The 21192-nt window shown below is 43.9% G+C and carries 17 protein-coding genes; 10 read left to right on the top strand and 7 right to left on the bottom strand.

Annotated elements, in window-relative coordinates; all coding sequences use genetic code 11:
* Positions 1-204 precede the first annotated feature (204 nt).
* Positions 205-1512 carry an MFS transporter gene (locus tag E2491_RS06075; RefSeq protein WP_134373978.1) on the bottom strand — a complete coding sequence of 436 codons (1308 nt, stop codon included), beginning with the start codon at positions 1510-1512 and terminating at the stop codon, positions 205-207.
* Between the two features lie 121 nt (positions 1513-1633).
* On the opposite strand from E2491_RS06075, the gene E2491_RS06070 reads away from it, so the two are divergent.
* The 3 genes from E2491_RS06070 to E2491_RS06060 all read left to right on the top strand — a co-directional run bounded on the left by E2491_RS06070 (position 1634) and on the right by E2491_RS06060 (position 4551).
* Entirely contained in the window at positions 1634-2887 is a 1254-nt protein-coding gene (locus E2491_RS06070) for a helix-turn-helix domain-containing protein (protein ID WP_166805803.1), read from the top strand.
* Positions 2888-3088: 201 nt separating this feature from the next.
* Positions 3089-3319 carry an excisionase family DNA-binding protein gene (locus E2491_RS06065; RefSeq protein ID WP_134373974.1) on the top strand — a complete coding sequence of 77 codons (231 nt, stop codon included), beginning with the start codon at positions 3089-3091 and terminating at the stop codon, positions 3317-3319.
* A gap of 17 nt (positions 3320-3336) precedes the next feature.
* A complete protein-coding gene (locus E2491_RS06060; RefSeq protein WP_134373972.1) occupies positions 3337-4551 on the top strand; it encodes a hypothetical protein in 1215 nt (404 codons plus the stop codon).
* Between the two features lie 111 nt (positions 4552-4662).
* On the opposite strand, the gene E2491_RS06055 is transcribed toward E2491_RS06060, so the two are convergent.
* On the bottom strand, positions 4663-5478 hold the full coding sequence (locus E2491_RS06055; protein ID WP_134373970.1) for an NAD-dependent epimerase/dehydratase family protein: 816 nt from the start codon (positions 5476-5478) through the stop codon (positions 4663-4665).
* Positions 5479-5643: 165 nt separating this feature from the next.
* Between E2491_RS06055 and E2491_RS06050 the strand changes: the two genes are divergently transcribed.
* Complete coding sequence (locus E2491_RS06050; protein ID WP_134373968.1) at positions 5644-7008, top strand: aspartate kinase; 1365 nt, start codon at positions 5644-5646, stop codon at positions 7006-7008.
* A gap of 47 nt (positions 7009-7055) precedes the next feature.
* Here the strand turns inward: E2491_RS06050 and E2491_RS06045 are convergent, their stop codons facing one another.
* The gene (locus tag E2491_RS06045; protein ID WP_134373966.1) at positions 7056-8513 is read right to left on the bottom strand and encodes an alpha-amylase; all 1458 of its coding nucleotides are present in this window, start codon (positions 8511-8513) and stop codon (positions 7056-7058) included.
* 178 nt (positions 8514-8691) lie between these two features.
* Here E2491_RS06045 and E2491_RS06040 point away from each other — a divergent pair, with 178 nt between their 5' ends.
* Positions 8692-10410 (top strand): ABC transporter ATP-binding protein, encoded by a 1719-nt coding sequence (locus E2491_RS06040; protein WP_134373964.1) that lies wholly within the window; start codon positions 8692-8694, stop codon positions 10408-10410.
* 513 nt (positions 10411-10923) lie between these two features.
* On the opposite strand, the gene E2491_RS06035 is transcribed toward E2491_RS06040, so the two are convergent.
* The 3 genes from E2491_RS06035 to E2491_RS06025 all read right to left on the bottom strand — a co-directional run bounded on the left by E2491_RS06035 (position 10924) and on the right by E2491_RS06025 (position 16348).
* Complete coding sequence (locus E2491_RS06035) at positions 10924-11871, bottom strand: L-lactate dehydrogenase (protein ID WP_371414460.1); 948 nt, start codon at positions 11869-11871, stop codon at positions 10924-10926.
* 293 nt (positions 11872-12164) lie between these two features.
* Entirely contained in the window at positions 12165-15035 is a 2871-nt protein-coding gene (gene pulA, locus E2491_RS06030; protein ID WP_134374357.1) for a type I pullulanase, read from the bottom strand.
* A gap of 428 nt (positions 15036-15463) precedes the next feature.
* Positions 15464-16348, bottom strand: coding sequence for a LysR family transcriptional regulator (locus tag E2491_RS06025; protein ID WP_134373962.1), 885 nt, complete (start codon positions 16346-16348; stop codon positions 15464-15466).
* A gap of 167 nt (positions 16349-16515) precedes the next feature.
* Between E2491_RS06025 and E2491_RS06020 the strand changes: the two genes are divergently transcribed.
* The 4 genes from E2491_RS06020 to E2491_RS06005 are packed head-to-tail and all read left to right on the top strand — an operon-like array spanning position 16516 to position 20035.
* Positions 16516-17208 carry a CoA transferase subunit A gene (locus E2491_RS06020; RefSeq protein ID WP_134373960.1) on the top strand — a complete coding sequence of 231 codons (693 nt, stop codon included), beginning with the start codon at positions 16516-16518 and terminating at the stop codon, positions 17206-17208.
* A 12-nt stretch (positions 17209-17220) separates the two neighbouring features.
* Positions 17221-17895, top strand: a complete 675-nt coding sequence (locus E2491_RS06015) for a CoA transferase subunit B (protein ID WP_134373958.1) — start codon at positions 17221-17223, stop codon at positions 17893-17895.
* Positions 17896-17920: 25 nt separating this feature from the next.
* A complete protein-coding gene (locus tag E2491_RS06010; protein ID WP_134373956.1) occupies positions 17921-19240 on the top strand; it encodes a GntP family permease in 1320 nt (439 codons plus the stop codon).
* A gap of 18 nt (positions 19241-19258) precedes the next feature.
* Entirely contained in the window at positions 19259-20035 is a 777-nt protein-coding gene (locus E2491_RS06005) for a 3-hydroxybutyrate dehydrogenase (RefSeq protein ID WP_134373954.1), read from the top strand.
* A 39-nt stretch (positions 20036-20074) separates the two neighbouring features.
* On the opposite strand, the gene E2491_RS06000 is transcribed toward E2491_RS06005, so the two are convergent.
* On the bottom strand, positions 20075-20278 hold the full coding sequence (locus tag E2491_RS06000; protein WP_134373952.1) for a hypothetical protein: 204 nt from the start codon (positions 20276-20278) through the stop codon (positions 20075-20077).
* 141 nt (positions 20279-20419) lie between these two features.
* On the opposite strand from E2491_RS06000, the gene E2491_RS05995 reads away from it, so the two are divergent.
* Entirely contained in the window at positions 20420-20968 is a 549-nt protein-coding gene (locus E2491_RS05995; RefSeq protein ID WP_244093897.1) for a VanZ family protein, read from the top strand.
* Positions 20969-21192 lie beyond the last annotated feature (224 nt).

Here is a 21192-nt window from a genome sequence, read left to right as displayed (position 1 = left end):
CAAGTACCAGGATTAAACAGAGAGACACATCATATCACAAGGTTTAATAAAAACTTTACAAAAATGCTCAGCTTTGACGTTTCTATTTTTAGGAAAAGTGCCTACAGCCTATTTTGAGCGATCAGTGACCAAGTGGCTCACGCGTCAGCCTTTTCAATATAAAAACAGCATACCGGATGTATCCACCCGGTATGCTGCATTTGTTTATGCCTGTGCGAGTTTCGGCTGCTTCACTTCACTCTTTTCATCAACTGGAACATCTCCATCACTCACACGGGACGGGTGCATGCTAATCAATGTAACGCTGATCAGTAAGGCAGCACATGTCAGGATGATCCATTGCGGTGAAATGACATCGTATAAAAATCCGAACAATACGAGCCCGAGTGGGGAAATACCGCTCGCTACCATTTCTAAAAGGCCAAATACCCGTCCTCTGTAATTTTCAGGAGTCGTCTTTTGTAGGAGAACCATCAGAGGGGTATTAATCACAATCATGATGCCACCCATTAAAAAGTTCAGGCACATATAGAAGACAACGAAACCTGTCGAGCCAAAGGAAAAGAGAAGCGGTAATGCAATCCCGGCAAATATGAGTCCGCTTAAAATCATTCCAATCCTAATCTGGCGGATTGGCCGGGTTGATTGCTTTCGAGTTGCTACAATCAATGAAAATATGAGTGTACCAACGCCAATCATTCCCTCTATCATACCCAGCTGCCTTGAGCTGGCACCAAGTACTTCGATAATGATAAACGGTAATCCAACGATTGAAGCCATGAAGAAAAAATTCAACCATAGAGCGACCATCATAATTGGAAAAAGTATTTTGTCCTGCTTTACATATACCGCCCCTGCTTTGAGGCTTTCCCACATCGTTTCTTTTTTCTCAGGATCTGGTGTCACGTCATTATCCTTTCCTTTATATAAAGAAAAATCGATATTGGCTTCACAGAATAAGGTAACTGAATAAGCAATAACCTGAGTAAATAAAAATACTTCAATTGTGAAAAATCCATACATCACTCCTCCAAGAACTGGTCCCAAAATGCTTGCAAGTGAAGTGGACGACTGGGTGAGAGAAATTGCTCTTTGTATACGGTCTCCGTCAATAAAATTTGCAATCCCGGCTGTCAGACTAATTCCGGCAAAAGTAGAGAAAGTAGCGATTAATGCAGATGTAATATAAATTACTGGCAGACTTAGACCGAACGATAACGTATAGAAGAAAACGCACAGCATAATGAGCGTCATTATTCCGTGACAGAACAGCAGAATTTTCTTCCTTGGAAAGCGGTCAGCGATGTGTCCGGCTATCGGCGAAAGGATAATTCTAGGCACCATGGAAAACAGGAGTGTCATCGCAAAGCTTGTAGCAGAGCCGGTCAGTGTTAATACGAAAAAGCTGATTCCAAACATATAAACGTGAGCACCAATCGTGCCGATGAATTCGCCACCTGTAAAGAAAAATAAGTTTCGGGTGGCCATTTTAATACGCTGTTGATCTGTCATTTTTATCGCTCCCAAAAATAAAGTTTAATTTAATTAAACAAATCATAACACCTTCTTACTTTCCATGCAAGCAAAAGTTTAATATAATTAAACTAACCAATCGACAGTTAGGATGAACAGCATGAATAATCTTGGAGAACGAATACGAAAACTGAGAAAAGAACGGAAAATGACGCTTGTGGACGTCGCAGGCGATTTTATGACAAAGGGTATGCTCAGTTTAATTGAAAACGGACGTTCGAATCCTTCTATGGAAAGCTTGCAGCATATTGCGCGTCAGCTTGATGTGGATGTTCACTTCCTATTGGAAGAACAGGCTTCAGAAGAGTTGCAGCAATTCATACGCAGTCTCGAAGAGCGGATTCAGGATTCAGAGCGCGACCTGCAATTAGACAAATATAAAACACTATTAAAACAACTCGATCAGGAAATAGCTGAATATCTAAAAATGAACCTACCTGCCACTTATGAAAAAGGAAGGCTGCTTGAAATTGGTTCAAGGGTAAAAAGAGGCATCGTGCAGAAGCCGACAGAGGAAAGTAAAGCACTCTCCCAACAGGCGGCAGCAGTATATGACCAGCTGTCGTTATTTAACCGGGCGTATAAAGTCCAGCTGGATCATGCGCTGGATCTGTTCCTTGAAAGAAAATATGAGGAAGCGCTGGACTTTTTGCGGGATAAAAAACAGCATTATTTATCGAGGACAGTTGTTGCGGATCCGCTTGTTCAAATTGAGTCGGACTATAATGAAGCAGTTTATTTATATGCAGTTGGGAAAAATGAAGAGGGGACGGCGTTGATAGACGAGTTACTTGCTTTTACGAAGAGACGCAGTATTTTTCATCAGATGGATGATATATACCGGATCGCGGCATTTAACTCACTATTGACAGGTGATGAAGATAAATTCCTTTACTATTTGAAGAAATCCCGCCAGTTTGCTGAATTTAAAGAAAGCAAAATGGAGATTGAGAGTGCACAGTTTATTGAGATTCATTGGCTTAATGAATTTAAAAAGGAGCATAATAAAGCCCTAAAGATGCTCGAACAGATTGAAGAAAAAAGTGGGGGAGAGGACCCCTATGTATACCTCGAAAAAGGACGAGCGTATTTTGGGTTGGGGGAAATCGATAATGCGCTTAAAGAATTGAATAAACTTGAGATGCCGAAATACTCTCACCATCCGTTTGACCTCTCTATGTTAAACACTGCCTACGCCTACCGTGCCCTTTGCCTAGCACACAAAGGACAATGGGAAGAAGCTATGAAGGATGCAGATCTTGCAAAATCAGCAGTCAAAGATTTTCCACATACGCCGTATCGTGATTTTATTTATGACACGTGGGAAAGGGTTCATCAGCAATCTTTATCCTGACATAAAGGTTTATATTTATACAGAGCGGAAGAAGTCATTCACACGGCTTCTTCTGCTCTTTTAAAGGTTGGGAAAATAGTGAATTAGTCACGAAAAATAAAACATATTCCGCACAATTAAAACGTGATATTTATAAGGTTAAAGTGTATAATTACCTATATAAAGATCCTTATTAATCGTGACATAAGAAGGGTGTTATGGATGTATCTCACAACGAAAGAATTAGCTGACTATTTAGATATGTCTGAACAATCGGTTTTGAATTTAATTTATCAGAATAAAATCAGGGCCGTTTATGATGGCTCTCAGTATTTAGTGAATAAAGAGCAATTTAACCAGCACTTAAAGCAGGTTGAGAAAATGAAGCAGCTGCTTGAAGAGTGGAAAAATGAACCGATTCCGGAGAGTGTGGATGTGAAGGATGAGGATTAGTGAATGGAGGTGGCGTAATGATACCGTGTGGAGAAGGTAAAAAGCTGGAAGAGCTGGTGGAGAAAGCGGATTTGGAGCAGCTTTGGCCCGGATTTACTTTGACTGCTTACGCTTTATACAACCGCGAGCACGTTTTTTTATTCAGACACCCGAGCTGTGAGGGGAAGGATCAGCCAGTAGTATTTGAATGGGATAAGCGCTTTGTCGGAAATACACTTCTGCTTTTTGAAGATTATCCTACTGCGATTGTGAATATTGAGCATGTATCAGGTATTGAAGAAGTCTATCCGCTACTTATGCATGAACTTTTTCATGGCTATCAGACTTTAATGGATGAGAAACGTTTTCCAGACGAACTGATCGGTGTTCAATATCCTGTATTGAAAGAAAACATCTATTTGTGTATCCGTGAGAGAATTCTTTTACGCGAAGCCCTCGATACGAATTCTTCAGTAGAGAGACAGTCTCTCGTTTCACGATATGTATCGATCAGGGAAAAACGTCGCGAAATGCTGGGCGAAGCATTCAGTTATGAAACACTAATTGAAACAGTAGAAGGTCCTTCCTGGTATGTAGAAATGAAAGCCTTTGCTTCAATTCATAATGGTAATGAAGCGGAAGCTGAAAGCCGTTACAGGGAAAAGCTTCTCGAGCACGAATATGCGAGCCTTAACTTGAGAGGCAGCTGCTACAGCTCAGGTCTTGCATTATGTCTTTTGCTAAACAAAATTAAACCATCCTGGAAAGAGCAGTATTTTAAACAGGATAAGACGCTTTATGACCTTGTAAAAGAACAGGTGCCTGTACAGCTATTAGACGACAAAATTGAATCTGCTGAATACGAAAAAGAAGCAGCAAGAATTTTTAACCTTGTAAAACAAAACCGCAGACAGAAAATCAAAGCATTTTCAAAATTTGAGGGCTACCAGCTGACTATTGAAGGGCCAATGCGTGCAGTATTTTTTGATCCGATGAACATGGTGAACGTCGATCATCAGCTCTTGCATCAGTATTTCGTCAAGATGCAGATCAAGGAGCGGGAGTACTTAATTAACCAGCCTGCCCTGACTTATTACGAGGACTCTGTGCTTCAGGCTAAGCGACTTCAACTGAACCTCACAGAAAAGCCTGTTGTGAATGGCGGATCAGTCAATATTCCCGGTATCGGTGAAATCCAGGGCGCCTACAGCGAAAACGGACGCCACCTTCATCTTGTTGTTTCCAACCAATAAAGCTTCCCTCATTTGCAGGGAAGCTTTATTTTATAGATTACATGTCATGAACCGTTCCGGGTCATTCCTTTCCTTTGTCCAGCTCCGGCGGGCCAGACGGGGAAACAAAACTCAATCCTCCACAGCATCTTTTTTCACAAACTCATGACCGCCGACAAACTTGTAGTCATCAGGATGGCCGAATTCATCCGGAACGTCATCGAGATATTCGTTCGCATCATCGACAGGTGCATAGCCGAGCGGATTATCAGGATCAATTTTGAAGAAGCTTTGTTTGTTGTTAGAGATCCCGTAAATTGTGACGACCTCTTGAATGTCTGCCGTGATTGATTTTTCAACAAGCTGTGTTAAATCGGCGTAACTCAGCCAGATCATCAGGTGTTCTCTTGAATCGGGTTTCTCCACACAGCCGCAGATTCTGAGGTTGACGACTTCCATGCCGAACTTATCGTGATAAAGCTTCCCGAGATTTTCGTTATACACTTTGGACAGACCGTAAAAGGTATCTGGTCTTGTTTCAGTATGGATATCGTATGGGGCGCCTTCAGCAGGAAGGAACCCGACCGCATGTATACTGCTGGCAAAAACGATCCGTTTCGCACCGGTTTGTCTGGCTGCCTCATAGATGTGATAAGTTCCTCTGATATTGGCATCCAATATATCCTCGAACTCATTTTCAACCGGCAGTCCGCCGAAATGAAGAACGGTTTCAATATCATGCTCCTTAAAAATAGCAAGTATAGCCTTGTAATCGTTCAGATCTGCTTTGATAAATGGAACATCTTTTGGCAACTCATCTGATTCAGAACGATTTGTCAGCACGAGTTCAAATTGATCTTTCAGTGCATGGGCAAGCACGGTTCCAAGTCCTCCGGAAGCGCCGGTTAATAATACTTTTCCCACTTCAATCACAGCCTTTCCTGTCATTCTTTTACTGCCTTTCCCTCTTTTTTCTGTTTACAACCCATTCCTGCCAAATTTTCTGAAACTAAAGGGTGACAGGGCTTGTATAGTCTTGTATACTTGTCAATAAAATTCTATCTACAAAAGACAAATGTTCTTCTGATAAAAACAAAAAGGAGTTTTGCCTTCATGAAAGTTGTAAAATTTGGTGGAAGTTCAGTTGCAAGTGCCAGCCAGTATAAAAAAGTAGCGGCGATTCTTGCCGCAGATCCTGAGCGGAAAGCGGTCGTTGTTTCTGCCCCGGGAAAACGTCATGAAGGTGATACGAAAACGACGGATTTACTCATTCGTCTCGCTGAAAGCGTTGATGATAAAAGCTTTAATGAAGAGGCGTTTCAGGCAGTTGTAGCCCGTTACCGCGATATTGTAGAGGACCTTGAGCTGGATGTGAGGTTCATGACTGAAGTGGAATCGCATCTGCACGAAGTCATTTCTTTTTACCGCCATTCGAAGGATCGTTTGCTCGATGGTCTGAAGGCGAGTGGAGAGGACTTAAATGCCAAGGTGATGACGGCTTATTTGAAATCGCTCGGACGGGAAGTGACTTATGTTTCCCCGAAAAAAGCTGGAATGATTGTAACGGATGAACCTGGGAACGCACAAATTCTGCCGGAAGCGTATCCTGAGATTGCGAAGTTAAGAGATCATCCGGGTCTATTGGTGATACCGGGCTTTTTTGGTTATTCCTATGAGGGAAATATCGTCACATTTCCGCGCGGGGGATCGGATATTACCGGTTCTATTATTGCGGCAGGGCTTGATGCAACGGAATATGAAAATTTTACGGATGTGGATTCCATTTACTGCGTGAGTCCCAAAATGGTTCAGCAGCCACGCGAGCTGAAGGAGCTGACATATCGTGAAATGCGGGAGCTGGCCTATTCAGGATTTTCAGTTTTTCATGATGAGGCCCTACAGCCGGTCGTTCAAAAAAAAATCCCTGTTTGTGTAAAAAATACTAATCGTCCAGAGGCACCGGGTACAAGAATTGTGCATGAGAGAAAGCTGGATGGCAGACCTGTCATTGGGATCGCGAGTGATGAAGGCTTTTGCAGCATTAACATTACCAAATATCTGATGAACCGTGAGCTCGGTTTTGGGCGAAAACTGCTCGCCATTCTTGAGGATGAGGGCATTTCGTATGAACACACTCCGTCAGGAATTGATAATATGTCTGTCATTTTACGGGATCATCAACTCTATAACGGACAGGAGAAAAGGGTGCTTGACCGCATTCGAGAAGAGTTGAAAGTGGATGACCTCTATGTGGAGCGGGATCTTGCCATGATTATGGTTGTTGGAGAAGGCATGAATCAGACGGTAGGGATTGCTTCAAAAGCAACTACAGCACTGGCTGAAGCTGGAGCGAATATTAAAATGATCAACCAGGGATCAAGTGAGGTCAGCATGATGTTCGGCGTGAACGTGAAGGATGTGGAACGTGCCGTGCAGAGCCTGTACCGGATTTACTTTCCAGTGAAAGAGACAGTGTGAAAATGAGTTATTTTTAAACAAAAAAGCAGACCGCGGTCTGCTTTTCTTTATTCTTCAGGTAATGCCCAGACAGAGACGCTGCCGGCATTAACAGGGAATGTTCCGTAGCCTTCTTCATCAATTGTCATATGCTCTTCACGTGAGTTGGTATAATCTCTCCACTGCTCGCCTGCACGATGTTGCCCCACGAACATGCGTTTTTCTCCTTCATCTCCGACGGTTACCACTACAGCACAGCCTGAGCCTTTGATCTCTTCGACGCCATGTCGAACCCAACCGATTGTAGCCGGATGGTCAAAGTAGTCATCCTGATCGCCGTACGCCTTGTGATAGCGTGCATAAATAAGAGGATCAATCGCTTCACGTTTATCTTCAATCGGCTCTTCACCATCAATGCCGAAATAATCGCCGTAAAAGACGCATGGATAGCCGTCTTTTCTCAGCAGAATAAGGGCGTAAGCACTCTGTTTAAACCAGTCCTGAATCCAGGATTCCAGCGATTCACCAGGCTGTGAATCGTGATTGTCCACAAATGTGACTGCATTCATAGGATACTCTTTCACTAAAGTACCATTAAATAAGGCTGATAAATCAGCATCCCGGCCTTTTTCTGAGACTTCGTGAAGCTTATAGTGAAGTTGTACATCAAACAGATCAAGCTGATACTCTGTTTCTTCAAGAAAATTCCCGCATGCTTCAAGGTCTGTATTCCAGTACTCACCAACGATATAAAAGTTTCCATCACGATGAGCCATCATAGATTTAATAAAGTCGTTGATAAAGCTTGAACTGATATGCTTAATCGCGTCCAGACGGTATCCGTTATGCTGAAGCGTATCAATCATCCATTTACCCCAGCTGATCATCTCATCCCGGACCTCCGGATGGTTGTAATCAATGTTGGCAAACATGAGATAGTCATAGTTTCCAAACTCTTCATCTACTTCATCGTTCCAATCTTTATTCTCTCCGACAATTTTAAAGAATCCGGTTCTCTCTTCACGTGCATCATAGTCGGTGCCGTTAAAATGGTGAAAATTCCACTCGAAATCGGAGTATTTGCCTTCCCGGCCCGGAAACGTGAATTTCGTCCAGCCTTCTATTTCGAACGGATCTGAAATTTCGTCCAGTCTGTTTTCAGCATCGACCTCAATGACTTCGAACGTTTCTTTTTCATCAGCGCCTGCTTTATGATTCATCACAATATCTACATAAACCTGAATACCCTGCTCTTGACAGGCTTGGATGGCTTCATGCAGCTCTTCTTTCGTACCGTATTTTGTCCGTATAGTTCCTTTCTGGTCGAATTCACCTAAATCATAAAGATCATAAACCCCGTACCCTACATCTGCATCTGATTCGCCTTTTGTGACAGGGGGAATCCACACGCCATCAATGCCCTTTTCTTTTAATTCCTTTGCAGCATCACGCAGCCGCTTCCAGTGATCTCCATCTGCTGCGATGTGCCATTCGAAAAATTGAAGCATGGTGTGATTACGTTCCATCCGGCATTCCTCCTGAGTGTTGTGCATCTTGAATAGATTGATTATAAAAGGTATTGAACATTCTGACAATTATTTGTTGATGTTTCGTCACGCGAAAAAAGTAGTGGTTGTTCATAAAACTTGCTGTAAAATAGATGAGTAGTGCAACATGATTCTTTAAAAAAGGAGGCATCCCGTTATGCTTCGGCGATTTTTCTCTTATTACAAACCCCATCGTAAGCTGTTCGCTGTGGATTTCAGCTGTGCGGTGTTAGTTGGTATTTTAGAGCTGGGCTTTCCGCTTGCAGTAGCCTGGTTTATCGATGACCTGCTGCCGGAAGGAAACTGGCAGGCAATTACCTGGGTCAGCTTTTTACTCTTGTTTCTCTATCTCACAAGTACCTCTCTTCAGTACGTTGTAAACTACTGGGGCCATAAACTTGGCATTAATATTGAAACGGATATGCGGCAGGAGCTGTTTGAACACGTTCAGCGACAGTCATTCTCGTTTTTTGATAATACCAAAACGGGACATATCATGAGCCGTATCACAAACGATCTTTTTGATATCGGGGAGATGGCTCACCACGGGCCTGAGGATTTATTTATTGCGATTATGACCTTTATCGGCGCGTTCTGGATTATGCTGACGATCAACGTTAAGCTGGCACTCGTTGCGATCATTGTTGTGCCGTTTCTAATCTGGCTGATTACATATTGTAATGTACGGATGAATAAGGCGTGGAAATCCATGTACAGTAACATTGCAGAGGTCAATGCACGCGTGGAGGACAGCGTATCCGGCGCGCGTGTTGTTCAATCATTTACAAACGAAAAGCATGAAATCAAGCGATTCACGACTGATAACAAAACGTATCGTCAGTCTAAAATAGGTGCTTACAAGGTAATGTCGTTCAGTCTGTCAGGGATTTATATAATGACAAGGCTGATCGTACTGATTGTGCTTGTGTACGGCGCGTGGCTCAGCTACACAGGTGAGCTGTCTTACGGTGAGCTTGTCGGATTTGTGCTTTATGTGAATGTGCTGTTCAAGCCGATTGATAAAATCAGTGCACTGCTTGAAATGTATCCGAAAGGAATGGCCGGCTTTAAGCGTTTTACAAGTTTACTGGATCAGGCGCCGGTGATCAAGGATCGTCCTGATGCGAAAGCGGTCAGCCATTTAGATGGGGACATTGAATTTGACCATGTATCATTCAGTTATGATGAGAAAAAGCCTGTTTTAAATGATATCTCACTTTCTTTACGCAGCGGAGAAACGGTCGCTTTTGTCGGACCTTCAGGAGCAGGGAAAACAACGATCTGTTCACTCATTCCACGCTTTTACGATGTGGAAAAGGGGTCGATCCGGATTGACGGAACCGACATCCGTGACATGACGACTGAATCCCTTCGTAAACAAATTGGGATTGTACAGCAGGATGTCTTTCTGTTCACTGGTACTTTGCGTGAAAATATTGCGTATGGAAAGCTCGATGCGACAGATGAAGAAATCGCAGAAGCCGCAAGACGAGCAAACCTTGAATCCGTCATCGACTCGCTGCCGCTTGGCTATCATACGCAGATAGGGGAGAGGGGTCTGAAGCTCTCGGGCGGGCAAAAGCAGCGTATTGCACTCGCGCGGATGTTCCTTAAAAACCCGCGTATTCTGATTCTCGATGAAGCGACTTCCGCACTGGATACGGAAACGGAATCCATTATTCAGGAAGCGATTGAGGAGCTTGCAAAAGGAAGGACAACCCTTGTCATTGCCCACCGTCTTGCTACGATTCGTAAAGCAGACAGGGTCGTAGTTGTAACAGAGGATGGCATTGCAGAGGATGGCACGCATGCCGAACTGCTTGAGAAGGATGGTATATTTGCAAACCTTCATCGCGTGCAGTATGAGCAGGTGTAAATATGGTGAAAACGACCGTAGCAGGGCTGCGGTCGTTTTTTTATGGTGGTGTGAGGGAGGTTCGCAAAATTATACGGGTGGTTCGTAAGATTTGGCTGAAGGTACGCAACATATGCGGGTTGTTTCAAAGGATATTCGCCTTCGTTCGTAAAATGTCAGCTGTGTTTCGCAGGGTTGTGACGATATACTCACCTCGTGATCCGGATGGAAGTTCAATAAGGATGACGCGGAGCAGAGTGCGGTTGTAACGATTCCGGTTCCGCGGCAAACAGGGGGGAGAGGGTTCGCAGAATATTGCGAGTGGTTCATAAGATTTGGGGTAAGGTTCGTAAAATATGCAGGATGCTTCGCAGGATGTTGTGAGCCTTTCGCAAGGTTTCAGCTCAGTTTCGCCGGATTGTGAGAAAATCCTGCTATCTGCTCTGTCGAAAAAAACTCAGGCTGCTGCGGCAAACTACCAAAACAAAAACAGGCGAAAAAGCCAAAATTGACTCTTTCACCTGTCTAAATTACCTAAAAATGCGGCTTCAAAATATTCCTCAGCACATCAGCGCTTTTATGAAACTGCTCTTTTTCGGTTTCATTCAGATTCAGCTCGGTAACTTCACGTACGCCTCTGCGATTAATCACAGCAGGAACCCCGATATAAACATCCTTCTCATCATACTCACCTTCAAGCAATGTCGATACGGTCAGGATGCTGTTTTCATTGTGCAGAATGGCTTTTGTAATGCGAACAAGTCCCATCGCAATACCATAGTAGGTAGCACCCTTGCTATTGATGATCTGATAAGCGGCATCACGGACGTTGATGAACAATTCATCAAGATCATCCTGTTTGAATTTTGGATTCTTTTTGATCATATCCATTACGGATACGCCGCCGATATCAACTGAGCTATAGACCGGCAGCTCGCTGTCGCCGTGTTCGCCGATAATATAGCCGTGGACATTTTGCGGTGCGACTTCAAAATATTCACCGAGCAGGTAGCGGAATCGTGCTGTATCCAAAATCGTACCGGAGCCGATGACGCGTTCTTTTGGAAATCCGCTGTACTTCCACACAGCGTAAGTGAGGACATCAACAGGATTCGTTGCAACAAGAAAAATCCCGTCAAAACCGCTTTCAACGACCTGAGTAACGATAGAATGGAAAATCTTCAGGTTTTTTTCCACGAGCTGCAGTCTCGTTTCACCAGGCTTCTGGTTAGCACCGGCACAAATCACAACGATATCAACGTTTTTACAATCCTCATATGTACCAAATTTAATATTCAGAGGATTAGCTGCAAATACTTTCCCATGATTTAAATCGAGTACATCACCTTTTGCCTTTTCCTCATTCAGGTCAATCATGACAAGCTCATCGGCCACACCCTGATTGAGCAATCCGAATGCATAGCTCGATCCAACAAAGCCTGTTCCAATCAGTGCAACACGATTTCCTTTTACCATTTCCATTCTTACACGCCCTCTCATGATCAGATTCCATCCCTTTCCATTATTATAAATGGAGTGAGGGGGAAGTCAAAGATTGTAAGGCTGTTTAGCAGGGGAGGTTCATAGGATTTTGCTGTTTGTTCGCAGGATTTTGAGGGAGTTTCATGTGATATTGAAGGGTGTTCAAAGGATTTTTAGGCAGGTTCTCAAAATGATAAGGCTGGTTCATCGAATAAGGTATTAAGGCCTACTCCACCGGCTCGCCATTCTCCACAAAAATACCGGAATGAACAAGTCATTCCGGCATCAAAACATTACTTCAGTTTTCCATCCTTCAATAACACCATACTGCTCAAGCCTTCTACCTGAATTTTATCGCCGTTCTTCACTGAAAGAACCTTTGTACCGGCTTTTTCACTGTTCACAAGTACTTTCCAGATACCTTTACCTGGAAGGTCAACGGTTACTGCGTCTTTGTTTGCATTATGCACAACAAACAGGTGACGGTTTTTCTTTTCCTGGAGTGTATAGGCAACTGTGTTTTCTGGTGATTCGGCAAATGTCAGGCGCTCTTCAATTGCTTCTGCATCTGTTAAACGGAAGGCTTCATATTTGTTGCGAAGCTTAATGAGCCCCGTCATGTAATCGACTTCGTCATCAAATGCTGCGCGGCGCTCCCAGTCAAGCTGGTTCACAGAATCAGGAGACTGATAGCTGTTATGGTCGCCGCCTTTTGTTCTCATGAACTCCTGTCCGGCATGGATAAAGGAGATTCCCTGAGAAGTCAGGACGATTGATGAACCAAGCTTGTGCATTGATTTCATTTCTTCTTCGGTTGCATCAGGGTTTGTTTTTTCGAGTTTATCCCAAAGTGTCAGGTTATCGTGTGCTTCAACATACTGAACAACCTGATCCGGATCGCGGTAGGTTGCGAAGCTGTCGTCATAAGCAAGTCCGCCTGCCACACTCTGGCGCATAATGTCTTCCATGTCCTGTTTACCATTAATAAATCCTGGATCAGCATCCTCCCAGACGCTTCCTTTTGCACCATCGCGAAGAGTGTCGTTAAAGTGGGCAACGCGCTCCATATCTTCAGCATTTTTCTGGTTTGCTTTCAGCTCAGGATCAAGTGGCGTATTCAGGTCCCAACCTTCACCAAGCACAATAATAGATGGATCAATGTTATCAAGGGCAGCGCGCACCTGATTCATAGTCTCAGTATCATGAATACCCATCAGGTCAAATCGGAATCCATCCATCTGATATTCATCAGCCCAGTAAGAAACAGAGTCCACGATAAACTTCTGCATCATTTTACGCTCAGAAGCCGTATCGTTTCCAACACCTGTTCCGTTAGCCAGTGAACCATCCTCGTTGTAACGGAAATAGTAGCCCGGTACAAGCTGATTAAAGTTTGATTCGTTTACAGCGTACATATGGTTGTAGACAACGTCCATGATCACACCAAGATCCTCTTCATGAAGCGTCTGGATCATTTCTTTCAGTTCCTTCACGCGAACTTCCGGGTTATAAGGATCCGTTGAGTAAGATCCTTCAGGCGTGTTGTAGTTCTTTGGATCATAGCCCCAGTTAAACTGTGGTGTATCAAGCTTTGATTCATCTACTGTACGGTAATCATAAATCGGCAGAAACTGAACGTGTGATACGCCAAGGTCAAGAATATGGTCAAGGCCTGTTGATTCACCTTCAGGGCCTGTTGTACCTTTTTCTGCTACGCCAAGATACTTACCTTTGTTTTCAATGCCGCTTTCAGGTTGAATAGAAAGGTCTCGGACGTGCAGCTCATAAATAATCGCATCCTCAGGATTGTCAGAGGCTTCAAAGCGCTCATCTGACCAGCCTTCAGGGTTTGTACGATCTAAATCAATCACAGCACCCTTGTCTCCATTAACAGAAGTGGAGCGTACGTAAGGGTCAACGGCTTCCCGCCACTCATCCCCAATTTTTACTTTGTATGTGTATAACTGATTGTGAAGGTCGCCTTCAACACTTGCAGTCCATGTACCTTTTTCAGATGCTTCCATTGTTATTTCTTCACCTGAAGTTGCGTCCCATGAATCATATAGAACAAGCTTTGCTTCACCGGCAGTCGGAGCCCAAAGGCGGAAATCTGTTTTTTCCGGTGAATACGTATTTCCTAAATCGTCACCTTCGTAAAAGTACATCTCATCAAAGGCTTCTGTTCGAATCACTTTACCGACCTGAACCGTTGCTTCACCAAAGAAATCCGTTTCGATTGTATAAGTTTTAGTTAAGTCAATTTCTTCAGTCGTTTCGATCGTTACTTTATTTGTAACAGGCTCTTCGCCTTCAAATGGACGGATTTCTGCGATTTCAAGTCCGCCTGTTAAACGGATACCCGGATCTTCAGAAGCCGTATCGATTGGCAGATTAGTCGTTAACGTAATCTCGTTTACGCCGTCAATCGCTGCGCTGATAATCCGTGGCGTTGAATCGATATATTTCGTATCGTAATAAATCCCCTGATCGCTTTGCACAATCCAGATTTCAGCCGTACCATCTTCATTAATCTGTCTGATGAAGCGGTCACCGAATTCCTGGTCAGCCCAGGCATTATCACCTTCACGTTTTTTTACAATAAATCCAACACGGTCAAATAACTCATCGCTTGATACGGTGAAATTCGCTACTTTACCGAAATCATCTTCCTCTGTAAATTCGATTTCCTGACCGTCAGCACCATTTGGCCATGCCCACAGGTTCCAGCCTTCATAGTTTCCATCAAAACGGTAATAGTGCAGGGTAACATCTACTTCATTAAATTCAGGAAATTCACGGTATTCACCATCGGGTGGCTCTGTATAAACCGTATCGTCCCCAGCCTTAATCCAGACTTCAGCAACGCCGGCTTCAACTTCAGCCCAGCGGTCACCACCATCTTTTTCCCATGCATCTGTACGGACGATAAATCCAATGCGTTCATGAGAACCTTCGAAGTCAATTGTGGCAATTTTACCGAATTCATCCTCACCGGTAAACTCATAGGCAGCGCCATCGCCACCCTCCGGCCATGCCCAAATATTCCAGTCGAGAGTTGAAGCAGGGTCCTGTTGGTAATGCACGATTAGCGTAGAATATGTAGTCCCCTCTGCTTTAGCTGTTGGAGCAAACGGTTGCACAATCGGTAATAAAGAAAGCACCATTATGATCGCTAACCAGCCTGCTAAAAACTTTTTACTTTTCAATGATTTTGACCTCCTTAAAATTGGTATCACAAGCATTATAAGGTTTAATCAACATTAGTGAAAGCGTTTGCACAAAAGTTGCACAAAACACACCGAATGGACTAGTTTAAATTTTGTGAATATTTACATCGCGTCTAATATTACAATTTGTGATTTGAAAATAAAAAAGAAACGGTGAGTTCCGCGCCAGGCGGACGCTTTCCGCGGCCGGGCGGTGGAACTCTAAGCCGCTTCGTACCTTAATAAGTTTTACCAGCCCTTCTCTGCCACAGGAGTCACCGCCTTCAACTCCACTCGCCTGAAAAATTATAGAAATATTATGTTTGTATAGAATGAAGAGAATGCACACTAGTCCATCATAACTATTTATCATGATTAGAATGTACTCACCAGCCCTCATGCAATTCCTTCACTGTCTTAATAAATTCCTTTCCTGCATAAGTGACATAACGGTTTTTTGCGAGGATCATGCCGAGCACCCAGGGGAATGGTTTTGAAAGATGAACCATTCTGACGTCAGGGTCTGTAACGCGGCGGCCGATTTGTTCAGGCATAAGGGTCACACCGAGATTTTTTGAAACCATTCCCACGATAAAATCCCATTGTGAACTTTCGTATGCGATTTTTGGTGTGAAACCTGCGTTAATGCAAACTTCAATCGTACGGCTATTCAGCGTAAATTCCTTGCTTAACAACAGAAAAGCATCCTCTTTCAATTCAATCAGGTCAATCTGCTCGCGATCTGCAAGGGGATGGGACTTATGAACAAGCAGTTTAATTTCCTGGTGAACAAATTCAATGACATCAAATCTTTCCTCATCAACAGGCAGCAGTACAAAGCCGAAATCTACTTCACCTTCTAGTACTTTCTGTTCCACTTTTTGAGCACCTACTTCTATAAGTGAAATCGTCACCTCCGGGAATCGTTTCTGGCATTCAGCAATGATCCTTGGAAAGAACAGGGTGCTGATCACAGGAGGAAGACCGATTGTGATTTTTCCTTTTTTTACATTCATCGTGTCATACAAAGAAACAGAAAGGTCCTCAATGCTGTTGATCACTTTTTGTGCCTGTTCAAAAACAATCTCACCGGCATCTGTCAGTGAAATGTTTCTGGCTGTACGGTCTATCAATGTTACTTCAAGTTCATCCTCTAAATTTTTGACCATTTTACTCAGTGTAGGCTGTGTGACGTGAAGCTGTCTGGCTGCTTTAGTAAAGCTGCGCTGCTTTGCGACTTCACTGAAATATTGTAGCTGACGGATATCCATATGATCCTCCTATAACTTTTATCTATGAGTATTATAATTATTATTCATTTTACCTATTGAAAAAGACAAGGTACACTGAAAAACGTAAAAACGTCATAATTTTGCCACAATTCATGTGGCTTTTTGTTTACATCAAAAAGAAAGCGTTTGCAAAAGGGGCGGATCATATGAAACCGATTTATCATGATTTTGATGAAGCTGTAAAAGAAGTGAAAGACGGTGCAACCATTATGGTTGGAGGGTTCGGACTCGTGGGTATTCCGGAAAATCTGATTCTGGCACTGCAGAGATCCGGCGTGAAGGACTTAACAGTGATCTCCAACAACTGTGGTGTGGATGACTGGGGTCTCGGTCTTTTGTTGAAAAACAAGCAGATTAAAAAAATGATTGGATCCTATGTTGGTGAAAACAAAGAGTTTGAGCGTCAGGTGCTTTCAGGAGAATTAGAGGTTGAGCTGACACCTCAGGGTACTCTCGCTGAAAAAATCCGTGCAGGCGGAGCGGGTATTCCAGCCTTTTTCACTCCTGCTGGTGTAGGAACGCCTGTAGCAGAAGGTAAAGAGATCAGGAGCTTCAACGGTAAGGAATATGTACTCGAAGAAGCGTTGACAGCTGACTTCAGTTTTGTCAGAGCAGCAAAAGCGGATCATGCGGGGAACCTGGTCTATAACAAAACTGCACGTAACTTTAATCCGATGATTGCAGCGGCCGGGAAGGTCACAATTGCTGAAGTGGAAGAGCTTGTGGAGACAGGGCAGATCGATCCGGATCGCATTCATTCGCCCGGTATTTATGTGCAGGGGCTGATTCAGGGAGATCAGGAAAAACGAATTGAGCGTATAACCACACGTCAGGGATAGGAGGAACCATACATGGCTGTAGAATTAGATAAAAAAGCGGTGCGTGAGAAAATTGCCCGCAGAGCGGATCAGGAAATACAGGACGGATTTTACGTCAATCTGGGCATCGGTATGCCGACATTAATTGCGAATTATATTTCAGACAACAAACAAGTTGTGCTGCAATCAGAAAATGGACTTCTTGGCATCGGTGCCTACCCGACAGAGGATGAGCTTGATCCGGATCTGATTAATGCAGGGAAAGAAACGGTAACAGCGATTAAAGGAGCCTCTTATTTTGACAGTGCAGAGTCTTTTGCCATGATCCGCGGCGGACATATTGATATCGCGATTTTGGGTGGAATGGAAGTTGCTGAAAATGGGGATCTGGCAAATTGGATGATCCCGGGGAAAATGATCAAAGGGATGGGTGGTGCCATGGACCTCGTTCACGGTGCACGGAAGACGGTTGTTATTATGGAGCATGTGAATAAAGCAGGCGAATCCAAGATATTAAAGGAATGCACTTTGCCGCTCACAGGAAAGAGTGTTGTGAACCGGATTATTACGGAACGTGCGGTCATGGATGTAACATTTGAGGGGCTGGTACTGATTGAAACAGCTGAGGGATGGTCAGCTGAAGAAGTGAAGGCCTCAACTGAAGCTCCTTTAAAGCTGCATGCTGATTTTAAAGAGAATGCTTATTGATTGAACCGGACAAGGGGGAACGAACATGCTTAGTATGATTGGATTGATTGTGGGATTGGGATTACTGATCTATTTCACTATGAAGGGGATGAACCTGTTAGTGGCCGCGCCGTTATGTGCGCTGTTTGTCGCACTGATGAGCGGACTGCCATTATTTCCGCAGCTGGTGGAAGAAGGCGGGGTTAACTTTTTAACGAGCTATATGGGTGGATTTACGAGCTTTATTATGTCCTGGTTTCCGATGTTCCTGTTAGGAGCGATTTTTGGAAAGGTAATGGAGGACAGCGGTGCTGCAGACAGTGTATCGAAAGCGCTTGTTAATGCATTTGGATTAAAGTATGCGGTCCTTGCGATTGTCATCGCCTGTGCTGTGTTAACGTACGGCGGAGTCAGTTTGTTTGTTGTAGCATTCTCCGTTTATCCAATGGCTCTAAGTTTATTTAAACAGGCTGATCTGCCACGCCGTTTTATTCCGGCGGCATTGGCATTCGGATCAGTAACGTTCACGATGACGTCAGCAGGATCACCTGAGATTCAAAACTGGATTCCGATGGATTACCTGGATACAACACCTTATGCTGGCTGGGAGGTCAGTATTTTAGTCGCTGTTCTGATGATGATCTTAGGATATTGGTGGCTGAAGCGGATGATCAATAAAGCGGTTGGTAAAGGAGAGCGGTTTGAAGCACGTGAAAATGATCCGACTTCACTTGAGCGCGATTTGCCGAACCCGTGGATGGGTCAGATCCCATTGTTTGTAGTCCTTGTGATCAGCTTTATCTTCCACCACGACCTTGGAACATCTGCGTTGATTATCGCTTTATTAGGCGGTGTTATTACGACTTACGTATTAAATCGCCGCTACTTTACCGATTTCAGTAAGGCTTTATCAGATGGAACGATTGGTGCATTAATTGCCATTGGTAACACGGCAGCAGTTGTTGGTTTTGGCGGCGTGGCGAAAGCCGTTCCAGCCTTTAATGTAGCCGTTGATGCGATGGCGAGTATTCCTGGGAGTCCGCTGATAGGTGGAGCGATCGCTGTCAGTGTCATTGCAGGAATGACTGGATCTGCTTCAGGCGGGCAGACAATTGCCCTGCCACTGCTTGCGCCAGGCTATATTGATGCAGGTGTAAATCAGGAAGCGCTTCACAGAACGGTTGCGATTTCATCAGGTGCGCTTGATTCGCTTCCGCACAATGGATATGTGGTCACAACGATCCGCGGAATCTGTGGAGAGACCCATAAGGATGCTTACGGACCAGTGGCTGCCGTAACCGTAATTGTACCGTTAATCGGTCTTGCTGTTGCGATTGCATTATTTTCACTTGGACTTGGGATTTAACAATTTGGAGGGATTGTCATGGTGAAGGATAAAGTCGTTTATATCACAGGGGCTGCAAGTGGAATCGGCTATGAGATTGCCGTCGAATTTGCAAAGGCTGGCGCTAAAATTGCCCTCACAGATATTAATGAAGAAGCAGTTGTTCGTGCGGCAGAACAATTAAGTCAGCAGGGTTATGAAAGTATCGGTTTAACGTGTGATGTCACAAAAGAGGAGCAGTTAAAAGCGACGATAGATGAAACGGTCTCTCATTTTGGACGGCTGGATGTACTGATTAACAACGCTGGAATGCAGTATGTCTCATCTTTAGAGGATTTCCCGACAGAGAAATTTCAGCTGTTGACAAATATCATGCTGACAGCCCCATTTGTTGCTACAAAGCACGTATTTCCGATTATGAAAAAGCAGGGTTGGGGCCGTATTATTAATATGTCCTCTATCAATGGCCTTGTTGGTTTTGCAGGTAAGGCTGCCTACAACAGTGCCAAGCATGGCGTGATCGGCTTAACGAAGGTAGCGGCTTTGGAAGGAGCTGCACATGGCATTACCGTAAATGCGATGTGTCCTGGATATGTGGATACGCCACTTGTACGTAATCAGCTGGAGGATTTGGCGGTAAATAGAGGAGTTTCACTTGAAAAAGTACTCGAGGAGGTCATCTATCCACTTGTCCCTCAAAAACGTCTGCTTGATGTTCAGGAAATTGCAGACTATACGATGTTTCTTGCGAGCGATAAAGCCAAAGGGATTACAGGGCAGTCGGTCGCACTCGACGGAGGGTATACAGCTCAATAATTTTTGATGCGCTTTTGGGGACCATCCTCAAAAGCGCTTTTATGTATTAAAAAAATGATCGTCATTCATATGTACGTGAAAAGCAGCACTGTCATCTTCTACAATAGGCTGTTCCTGGAAAAAACCAATCACAAACTCCATCAAATCCCCTCTAAAGGCAAATGCAGCGATTAAAATAAGCAAAATAGTAATAATAGCTGCATAAAATGAAGTGACCAGCCATCTGTTGGTTTGTTTCATCATCACACTCACTCCTTTTTTCTTGTCATATCTATTAGACGGATAAAAAAGGAAAAAGTTTCAGTATTGTCAGAAAAAAGGTAACTGTTTATTTTTCATGTGAAATCGAATAGGATAGAAGAAAACTGACAGCGAGGAAAGACAATGGAACGTTTATTCATTCCGGCAGCAGCTGTTGCCGCGGTTATTGCGCTCATGTTTCTTCTGCGTGATTATAAAAAAGTAAAAAGATCAGCCTGGGAACGCTTTTTATATATCAGCTTTCTGATTTATCTTGTAGCAATTGCTCATTTAACACTCGGCTACTTTCATCTTCCGCCTGAGGAAAATGCGCCGATGCGGATACAACTTGAGCCTCTATACTTTATTGACGAATGGCAGACCTATGAGGACTTCTACAGCTCGTCTTTCTTTAACAATGCGAGACTGACATTCTTCAACTTTATTATGCTGATGCCGCTTGGGGTTTATCTGGCTGTTTTATTTCAAATGAAGCCGTTTTGGAAAGCCTTTTTTATGATTTTTACGGTGAGTCTGACGATTGAATTGTCTCAGCTTGTTCTGTCATATGTAGGCATTGCGTGGATGAGAGGCTTTAACACGGATGACCTGATTGTGAATACAGCTGGAGGCTTTTTGGCTTACTTGATTGCAAGGATCTTTCGAGGGTTGATACGCTTGTTAGGGAAATAGGTGTTTGGCTTTGGGAATCCGGGCCGGACTCATCCTTCGCTTTATTGTCTAGCTCCGACGCGCAGGGACTAGCAAACTTCCCGTCCTCTCGTTCGATAAGTCAACATCAGCTTACTGCGTTCACTGTGTTTCCTTTATCTTCGTCGAGGCCGGTCCAGTTTGTACGTCCCTAAGCGCCCGTCTCCGCTTTTCTATGGCCGCGCGGTGAACCAGCTAGTGCTTCG

It is taken from the genome of Jeotgalibacillus sp. R-1-5s-1, assembly GCF_004405105.1.
GTDB lineage: Bacteria > Bacillota > Bacilli > Bacillales > Jeotgalibacillaceae > Jeotgalibacillus.
This window is presented reverse-complemented; position numbering and strand designations above follow the sequence as displayed.